The organism is Chimaeribacter arupi, assembly GCF_002858805.1.
GTDB classification, from domain to species: Bacteria; Pseudomonadota; Gammaproteobacteria; order Enterobacterales; family Enterobacteriaceae; genus Chimaeribacter; species Chimaeribacter arupi.
This window is the reverse complement of sequence record NZ_PJZI01000063.1, coordinates 1-8,711: the sequence shown is the minus strand read 5'-3', so window position 1 is coordinate 8,711 and position 8,711 is coordinate 1. Positions and strand designations below refer to the sequence as shown.

Below are 8,711 nucleotides of genomic sequence, written 5' to 3'. Positions count from 1 at the left end.
CGATGCCGAACAACCGAAACAGTCCACCGCCCCCATTAAAAACAACAGGCGGTACCCGAAGCCCGCGGGTGCAGGGCCAGCGCCCCCGCGCTTACCTCACCCGCTGCCGCCTCTCATGCTGCAACCTCTCCAGCCCAAAAATCACCCGCTGCAAATCGCGCTCCTGCGGGGCGCTGAGCATCGGGAAGCGGAAGCTGAAACGGGTCTGGCTCTGGGTGTCGCCTTTGCGGTCGAGCACCTGGTTCACCATCACGTCAACAAACTGAATATCCAGCGTAAAGCGGCCGAACATCCCTAAATCCAGATCGGTGTTGTGCAACACCATGCCCGGCTGCAAGGTGCCGGTAAACGCCTTATCGGCATACAGGCAGATGCCGCCCAGCGAAATATCTTTCACCTGGAAAGAGAAATCCCCGTAGCCCGGCAGGGTGCCGCGGCAGCAGAAATCCAGCGACAGCGGCGTGTTGACGCGGAAGTATTCGCGCCGCTGAATGGCATACAACGACGCAGGCAGCGGCGCGTAAAAGGCCGGCAGCCCTTGCCACGTCTGTTCGCGCAACCGGCCGCCGAGGGTGAACTCAATCTTCGCACTGGCGGTTTCCGCCACCACGCCCAGCGTTTGCGCCTCCAGCGCCACCCGGTTTTCATGGCTGACGCTGCTCAGATCCAGCACCCATTCGCCGCTCTCCGGCAGCACGGCCAGCACTTTGGTCACGAACTGGCCGCGCGCATGGCTGACCATCACCGCGACGTCCTGCGCTTCGAGGTCACGCAGGCTGGCAATGATCGAGAGCGGGCTGGTTTTCAGAAATTGGTCTTTATCGCTGTGGCTCACCTGGCTTCCCCGGAATAATTATGGCTAATCCTGAATTATCGGCAGCGCCCCGCACGGCTTTAGGCCGGCGGCTGGGTAAATTTCACCCAACGTGGTGACTGGCGCGGCACGGCCCGCCTGTGCCATGCTTTAGCCGGTCGCGGTAATCCGGTTCAGCAATCTCAGGAGGGCAGAATGAGTGAGGCAGTGGTCATACAGCCGGAAATAAGCCGGCAACAGCGCATGGTGGAGCTGTTATTGCGGCTGGCACCGCGTGAGGGCTATACCCAGTCAGCGCTGGAGAATGTGCGTTTTATGCGCGCCAACCAGCCCCTGCCGCTGACGCCGGTGCTCTACGAGCCGAGCATTGTGATTGTCTGCCAGGGGCGTAAACGCGGTTTCTTTGGTGACAAAGCGTTTGTGTATGATGCCCGGCACTATCTGGTGCTGTCAGTGCCGCTGCCGTTTGCCACCGAAACCGAGGCCACGCCGGAGGAGCCGATGCTGGCGGTGGCGCTGCGGCTGGATTTCACCACCACCGCCGATTTAATGCTGGCCATTGAAGAGGGGCACGGGCGGATCGCGGCGGAGCCGCAAAGCATGATCGCGACGCCCCTGACCGGCAAACTCAGCGACAGCGTGCTGCGGCTGCTGGAGGCGCTCAGCACGCCGCTGGAGGCGGACATCCTCGGGCCGTCGCTGGTGCGCGAGATCTGTTTCCGGGTGCTGATGGGCGAGCAGGGCGGTGCGATGCGGGCGGCGCTGGTGCAGCAGGGCAATTTCGGCAAGATTGCCCGTGCGCTGCGCCGCATCCACCAGCATTACGACGCCGCGCTGGACGTCAGCCGCCTGGCCGGGGAAGCGGGCATGAGCGTCCCGGCGTTCCATGCGCATTTCAAAGCGGTGACCCAGACCACCCCCATCCAATACCTGAAATCGACCCGCCTGCATCAGGCGCGGCTGATGATGATCCGCCATGACGTCACGGCCGCGGCGGCGGCGATTCAGGTCGGGTATGAAAGCCCGTCGCAGTTCAGCCGCGAGTTCAAGCGCTTCTTCGGCCGCCCGCCGGGCGAGGAGATCGCCCACATGAAACAGACGCTGGCGTTGACCCCGGCGTCAGCCTTTTCCCATTATGTCACGGCACAAAATTGAACCCCGGCTACGCTTAAGGCTGTGAAGGACAAAGGGAGAAGGGCATGAACCAGTGGGGTATTTTGATTGCGGCCATCCTGGCTGAAGTGGTCGCCACCTCGGCGCTGAAAGCCAGCGACGGCTTCTCACGGCCGGGGCCGACGCTCTTGATGGCGGCAGGCTACGGCATCGCGTTTTATCTGCTGTCATTGACGCTGCGCACCATGCCGGTGGGCGTTGTCTATGCCATCTGGTCAGGGCTGGGCGTGGTGCTGATCACGCTGGTGGGCTGGGTGCTGTTCGGCCAGAAGCTCGATACCCCGGCACTGCTCGGCATGGCGCTGATTGTGGCGGGGGTGATAATCATGAACCTGTTCTCCCATTCGGTGAGCCATTGAACCGGGGAGTGTGAGCCGCGTCTCACCCTTTCCGCCAGACTCTTCTATGCTGAAAAAAGACGCAGGATCAAGTGGTTGAAGGCTGCGCCACCGGCTGTTTTCACAATGGAGCACACAATGGCTAAAAAATCGGCATGGAAAAGGGGCGCAGCGGCGCTGTCATGGCTGCTGTTGCCGCTGGCGGCAGGCGCGGCGGAGCAGGGGGCACCGGCGGGCTACCAACTGGAAAAAGTGGTGATCATGAGCCGCCACGGCATCCGCGCCCCGTTGGTGAACTACGGTGATGTGCTGGCGGACGCCACCCCGCACACCTGGCCGGCATGGAAAACCCCCGGCGGGCTGCTGACCCCCAAAGGCGGGCTGGTGGAGGAGCATGTCGGGCGCTATTTCCGCGCCTGGCTCGGCACAACCGGCCTGCTGGCGGCTGAAGGCTGCCCGGCGCCGAAACAGGTCTTTACCTATGCCAACAGCTTGCCGCGCACCATCGACACCGCCACCCATTTCCTCGCCGGGGCATTTCCCGGCTGTGATCTCCGCGTCACGCACCAGATGCTGGTCGGCACCATGGACCCGACCTTCAACCCGATCATCACCGCTGAGGTAACGGATACGTTTCGCCGCAACGCGCTGCGCTCCCTTAACCAACATGCCGGTGAGGGCGGCCTCGATGGCCTGAACCAGCGCCTGGCCCCGAACTATGCGTTGCTGGAGCAGGTGCTGGACTACCGGCACAGCAAACTCTGCCGGGAGAAATCTCTGTGTTCGCTGGCGGCGCAGCCCTCCAGCGTGCAACTGCGCCAGGGCAAAGAGCCGGGCATCACCGGGCCGCTGCGGACCGCCACCGGCGCGGCTGACGCCTTTATGCTGCAATATTATGAGGGCTACCCGCTCACCGATGTGGCCTGGGGCAAGGTCAGCACCCCGGCACAATGGCAGCAACTGGAGGCGATCAAAAACCTCTACCATGAGACGTTATTCGGTTCCCCGGCGATCGCTGCCAACGCCGCCGCGCCGCTGCTGGGCTTTATCAGCCTGGCGCTGGACGGAACCAATGGTAAAACGCCGGACGAGCAGGCCGCGCAACAGGCGAAACTGACGGTGCTGGTGGGGCATGATTCCAACATTGCGTCGCTGCTGGCGGCGCTGAAAACCCAGGATTATCAACTGCCGCAGCAGTATGAGCGCACGCCAATCAGCGGCGCGGTGGTGTTCCAGCGCTGGCACGACAGCACCGCTGGCCGTGACCTGCTGAAAGTGGAGTATGTCTACCCGGCCACCGGGCAGATCCGCAATAACAGCGCCCTGACCCTGCAAACCCCGCCGCAGCGCGTCACCCTGCGGTTAGCCGGTTGCCCGGCGGATGCGCAAGGTTTCTGCCCGTTCAACACCTTCCGGCAGGTCGCCGCCCGGCAGCCGGTGCCGGAAACCTGACCAGGGGTCAGCCTTGTTGCTGTGCCAGCCAGAGAGTGTGATGGCCGCAGGTGGGGTCTTCGCTCTGCTGCCTGACCACCCGGAAGCCGTTCTGCGCCAGCAACTGCCGGTACTCTGCCGGGCTGAGGCTGGCGTGGTAGAGCGGCTGGCCGGCAAAGGTGCCGATCGCCTCGCCCTCCGCCGGGCCGCTGGTAAACAGCAGCGCCGCACCGGGGCGCGCATGGGTGCGGAAGATCGGGAACATCCGCCGTTGCGCCTCACGCGTCAGGTGGAAGAAGCTGTCCCAGGCCAACAGGCCGTGGAATGTGCGGCCGAGCGCCAGCGTGCGCATATCCGCCACCTGCCAGCGCTGTTGCGGAAAGCGCGCCCGGCAGAGCGCGATCATCGGCGGCGAGGCATCTACGCCGGTGACCTCACATTCACGCGCCAGCAGGTAGGCCGCCAGTGGCTTTCCCGCCCCACAGCCGATGTCCAGCACGCTACCGCGCGCCGGTAACAGGCTGAGAAACGCATCCAGCCACGGCTGTTCGATAAAGTCATCTCGGCGTGCGGCATCCCATAACGCGGCATGTTGCTGGTAGAGCGGGATGATGTTATCGGCGGCGGGGTGGTGGCACATGGTGTCTCCTGAGTGGGGAGGAAAAAGCGTGAGCAGGAAAAGGGCGCGAACCGGGCCGGCTAACCTTAACGGTACACAGCGTAAGGGGAAACATCATGACGCAACGATCTGCACCTCCGCATTTACAGCCCGGCGAACAGGTGGTGCTGTTTGATGGTGAGTGCCCACTCTGCCACCGGCTGGTGCGTTTTCTGTTACGGGCTGACCGGCAGCGCGTGCTGAAACTGGCGACGGTGCAGTCGGCCACCGGGCAGGATTTACTGCGCTGGGCCGGGTTGCCGACGGATAATTTCAACACCATCGCCTGGATCCACGGCCCGCAACTGCGGGTACGGTCTGATGCCTTTTTCGCCATTCTGGCACAGCTCGGCTGGCCGTGGCGCGCGCTGGCTGCCCTGCGCCTGTTTCCCCAGGTGCTGCGCGATGCGGTGTACAATGGCGTGGCGAAAAACCGTTACCGCTGGTTCGGCAAGTTGCCGCCCGGCTCAGCGTTGCCGGGCGCACAGGAACCGGGGCGCTATTTGCCGGGGGGATAGGCCGGGCGGATAAAGCCGGGCGCATTTGTTTACATTTTAATAACATCATGCCGCCCGAAACCGATCTACACTCAACGGGTTGAAAGCATCATGGGTTAAAAACAGCAAGGGTGAAAAGCCCCCCGAATAACAACCCAACCTCATCCAGTTTGTTCCGCCCGCCTTGCGCGGGCTTCTTTTTAGGTGGCGTCAGCCTTTTTCTACCGGCCACTGCGCGTTGAGATCGCCCCATTCTGTCCAGGCACCGTCATAGAGTTTGGCGTCCACGCCCAGTGTGGCCAGGGCGAACACCAGCGCCGCCGCCGTGACGCCGGAACCGCAGCTCGCCACCACCGGCTTCTCCAGATCTACCCCTTGATCGATAAACGTCTGCTTCAGCGCGTCCGGCTTTTTCAGGCGGCCGTCGGCCGAGAGCAGTGTAAAGGGCACGTTCAGGCTGTTCGGGATATGGCCGCTGTGCAGGCCGGGGCGCGGCTCCGGCACCTCACCACGGAAACGCCCGGCGGCGCGGGCATCCACAATCTGCGCTTCGCCGCTCTGGCTGAGTTCACTCACCTCTTTCACCGATTTCACCTGGCTGCGGTCGAAGGCGGCGCGGAACGTCTGCGGCGGGCGGCTCACTTCGCCCTGTTCGAGTGGGCGATCTTCCGCCCGCCAGGCGTTGATGCCGCCATCCAGCACGCGCACATCTTTGGCACCGTAATGGCGCAGCATCCACCAGATGCGCGGCGCGGAGAAGAAATCGCCGTCATCATAGGCAACGATGGTCTGATCGTTACGGATGCCGAGTTTCCCGGCCTCGCGGGCAAAGTAGGCATCTTCCGCCAGCATATGCGGCAGCGGCGTGGTCTGGTCAGAGAGTTTATCCACATCGAAATAGACGGCGCCGGGGATGTGCGCGTCGCGGTACTCTTCCTCCAGCGGCCGCGGCGGGGTGGTGCCGGGCTTGGCTTTGCGGCAGTCGAGCACAATCAGGTTGTCATCCTGCAAATGTTTTTCCAGCCAGTGCGGAGAGACGAGATAAGAAGAGGTCATAGCGTCGCATTCCTTTGTTGCATCGGGGTGGCGGTGGCATCGGGATAGGTAATGTCACCGGGGATCAGGGAGTAAACCCAGGCGTGGCAGGGTTTACCATGGAAATAGAGCCGGTTGCGGTGCAACCCTTCGGCGGTGGCCCCCACCTTTTCGGCCACCCGGCAGCTGCGGTGATTGCGCTCCATCGCCACAATCTCCAGCCGCGTCAGTGCCAGCCGCTCAAAGGCAAACTGGCTGGCGGCGCGGACGGCCAGCGGGGCCAGCCCCCGGCCGGTGTGGTCACTGCGGGTCCAGTAGCCGACGTTGGCCATGTGGTATTCGTAACTGATGCGGTTGAGGGAGATAGCGCCGGTGATCTCGCCGGTTTCCAGGTCAAACAGGTTGAAGTTGTATTCGCTGCCGCGCGAGCGTTTTTGTTCTGAATCGCGCAGGAAGCGCAGGCTGTCAGCGACGTTGTACGCCGGGGTGCACCAGCTCTCCCAGCGGCCGATGTCGGCCTGGGAATCGCGCACGGCGCGGCACAGCAGCGGGGCTTCAGCCTCTTCCGGGGCACGGATTTCAATGGCGTTATCACGGTAGATCAGGCGTGGGATCATGGCAGTATCCTCATCGGCAGGGGGATCAGCGTCACCCATTCTGCGGGGAGGTGTCAATATTTTCAGCGTCCTCACCGGGTAACAGCATCACCAGTTTCAGTGCCGGGCTGCCCGCCGGGTAGAAGGTTTGCTGGCGATAATTCACCTCGCCGTGCTGCGGGTGGTGGAAGCGGCGCAGGCCGCCCTCGCGCGCCATCACCGTTTGGCCGTGCCACCACTGGGCAAACAGCGTGCTGTCACGGCAGAGCGCCTGCACCTGGTCGCGCACCGGTTCAGAGTGCGGGAAATGGCGCGTCTCCGCGCGAAATTCCGCCACCACCCGCCGCGCGCGCTCCGGCCAGTCTGCCACCAGTTCGCGCGCCAGCGGGTGCAGGAACATGAAATTCAGCAGATTGGGGGCCGGAACAGTGCCGAGAAAGCCACTGAACAGCGCCTGTGCCGGGGCATTCCAGCTGATCACATTCCAGATGCTGTCCAGCAGGTAGCCGGGGCAGTGGAGTTGCTGCACGCTGGCCAGCAAGGCCGGGCCGGCAGCGTCGGCGGCGTCCTGGCTTTCCGGGTCACTGGCCTGCGCCAGGGAGAAGAGATACTCGCGCTCAGCCGTGCCGAGTTGCAGCGCTCGCGCCAGCCGCGCCAGGGTCAGCGGTGAGACGGAAACGTCGCGCCCCTGTTCAATCCAGGTGTACCAGGTGGTGCTGATGCCGCTGAGCTGTGCCAGCTCCTCACGCCGCAACCCGCTGGTACGGCGGCGTGGGGCGCTGGGCAGCCCGGCCTGCGCCGGGGTGAGGCGTTCACGTTGGGCGCGTAAAAAAGCGCCCAGGGCTTTGGGGCCATTCAGGGTATCAGGCTGCATCATTTCGTTTCCCGTTCGCGAAGGGGGTAGTCGTTATACCAGTATAACTGCTCATATTGTACCCGTATCGGCACGTGCCTATAGTGAACCGGCAGCGCAACAGGGCGCCTGTCAGGCGCTGATTCCCACTATACCCCGGAGGCATTATGGAAAAGCAGAAGACCCACGCAGAAGCGGTTGAGCAGCAGTTCGGTACGCAGGCCACCGCCTATTTACACAGCGCGGTGCATGCGCAGGGTGAGGATTTACAGCGGCTGGCCCGGCGGCTGGCGGCGCACCCGCAGGCGAGCGTGCTGGACATTGGGTGCGGGGCGGGGCACGCCAGTTTTGTGGCCGCCGGTCAGGTGGCGCAGGTGACGGCGTATGACCTTTCCGGGGAGATGCTGGCGGTGGTGGCACAGGCGGCAAACGCGCGGCAGCTGGAGAATATCCGGGTCGTGCAGGGGGCGGCGGAATCCCTGCCGTTTGCGGACGGTGAGTTTGATGTGGTGATCACCCGTTATTCGGCGCACCACTGGCATGATGTCGGGCAGGCGCTGCGTGAGGTGCGGCGGGTGCTGAAGCCGGGCGGCAAGGTGATCGTGATGGATGTGGTGTCGCCCGGCCACCCGGTGCTGGACATCCATTTGCAGACAGTGGAAGTGCTGCGCGACACCTCCCATGTGCGCAACTATTCCGGCGGCGAGTGGCTCACGCTGTTTAACGCCGCCGGGCTGGGCATTAAGAAAGTGACCCGCGGCCGCCTGGCGCTGGAGTTCAGCAGTTGGATAACGCGGATGCGGACGCCGGAACATTTTGTGACCGCCATCCGGGCGTTACAGGAGGGGGCCTCTGCGGAGGTGGTTGAATATTTTGAGATTCAGGCGGACGGGAGTTTTTGTAGTGATGTGATGACTATTGAGGGGTTTCGGATGTGAGGGGGGAGCGCATGGCCATGCGGGGGGCGTTTTGCTTTTGGATTGAGGTTGGTTGCGTTGGCAGACGCCCGGCGTCTTTCCGCGGCTCCGCTGCCGTCATCGGTCATAAAGTGGATTGTTTCGGTTGTTTATATGTATTTGTCTATCCGGCTTTCCGAGACTCAACCGAGCAGGGCCTGCCGGCGCGCCGGCCCTGCACCCGCGCGCTGTCGGTGCCCTGGCTGAATCATTGCACGCTCCCGCGTGTTCCCTCACTCCGCCTCCGGGCTTCCGGGCCGCCGCTAATGACAGTCCCTGTCATGGGCGGCTCTCGCGGGCATCCATGCCCGCTCACCCGGCCCTGCGGCTCCACTCGGCAATGATTTTTACGCCCCCACC

Annotated in this window: 10 protein-coding genes; 5 read left to right on the top strand and 5 right to left on the bottom strand. The window is 63.5% G+C overall.

All coding sequences use genetic code 11. The features are described 5' to 3' along the window. Positions 1–91: 91 nt before the first annotated feature. Positions 92–835 (bottom strand): flagellar brake protein, encoded by a 744-nt coding sequence (locus CYR52_RS21825; RefSeq protein WP_072926647.1) that lies wholly within the window; start codon positions 833–835, stop codon positions 92–94. A 174-nt stretch (positions 836–1,009) separates the two neighbouring features. On the opposite strand from CYR52_RS21825, the gene CYR52_RS21820 reads away from it, so the two are divergent. The 3 genes from CYR52_RS21820 to agp all read left to right on the top strand — a co-directional run bounded on the left by CYR52_RS21820 (position 1,010) and on the right by agp (position 3,777). Further along, positions 1,010–1,969, top strand: a complete 960-nt coding sequence (locus CYR52_RS21820; protein ID WP_206602385.1) for an AraC family transcriptional regulator — start codon at positions 1,010–1,012, stop codon at positions 1,967–1,969. Positions 1,970–2,013: 44 nt separating this feature from the next. Next, complete coding sequence (locus CYR52_RS21815) at positions 2,014–2,346, top strand: DMT family transporter (protein WP_072926644.1); 333 nt, start codon at positions 2,014–2,016, stop codon at positions 2,344–2,346. Positions 2,347–2,463: 117 nt separating this feature from the next. After that, complete coding sequence (gene agp / locus CYR52_RS21810; RefSeq protein WP_101829426.1) at positions 2,464–3,777, top strand: bifunctional glucose-1-phosphatase/inositol phosphatase; 1,314 nt, start codon at positions 2,464–2,466, stop codon at positions 3,775–3,777. A gap of 7 nt (positions 3,778–3,784) precedes the next feature. Here agp and CYR52_RS21805 read toward each other — a convergent pair whose 3' ends face one another. After that, positions 3,785–4,396: a class I SAM-dependent DNA methyltransferase gene (locus tag CYR52_RS21805; RefSeq protein ID WP_101829425.1), complete on the bottom strand. Its 612-nt coding sequence runs from the start codon at positions 4,394–4,396 to the stop codon at positions 3,785–3,787. A gap of 95 nt (positions 4,397–4,491) precedes the next feature. On the opposite strand from CYR52_RS21805, the gene CYR52_RS21800 reads away from it, so the two are divergent. Continuing rightward, positions 4,492–4,932, top strand: coding sequence for a thiol-disulfide oxidoreductase DCC family protein (locus CYR52_RS21800; RefSeq protein WP_072926633.1), 441 nt, complete (start codon positions 4,492–4,494; stop codon positions 4,930–4,932). A gap of 189 nt (positions 4,933–5,121) precedes the next feature. Here CYR52_RS21800 and sseA read toward each other — a convergent pair whose 3' ends face one another. The 3 genes from sseA to CYR52_RS21785 are packed head-to-tail and all read right to left on the bottom strand — an operon-like array spanning position 5,122 to position 7,416. Then, complete coding sequence (gene sseA, locus CYR52_RS21795; protein WP_072926629.1) at positions 5,122–5,967, bottom strand: 3-mercaptopyruvate sulfurtransferase; 846 nt, start codon at positions 5,965–5,967, stop codon at positions 5,122–5,124. Then, a complete protein-coding gene (locus CYR52_RS21790) occupies positions 5,964–6,563 on the bottom strand; it encodes a GNAT family N-acetyltransferase (protein ID WP_072926625.1) in 600 nt (199 codons plus the stop codon). Before CYR52_RS21790 ends, sseA begins: the two co-directional genes overlap by 4 nt. A 31-nt stretch (positions 6,564–6,594) precedes the next feature. After that, positions 6,595–7,416 (bottom strand): helix-turn-helix transcriptional regulator, encoded by an 822-nt coding sequence (locus tag CYR52_RS21785; protein ID WP_072926622.1) that lies wholly within the window; start codon positions 7,414–7,416, stop codon positions 6,595–6,597. A gap of 146 nt (positions 7,417–7,562) precedes the next feature. Between CYR52_RS21785 and CYR52_RS21780 the strand changes: the two genes are divergently transcribed. Next, positions 7,563–8,333 carry a class I SAM-dependent methyltransferase gene (locus tag CYR52_RS21780; protein WP_101829424.1) on the top strand — a complete coding sequence of 257 codons (771 nt, stop codon included), beginning with the start codon at positions 7,563–7,565 and terminating at the stop codon, positions 8,331–8,333. The last annotated feature ends 378 nt before the right edge of the window (positions 8,334–8,711 follow it).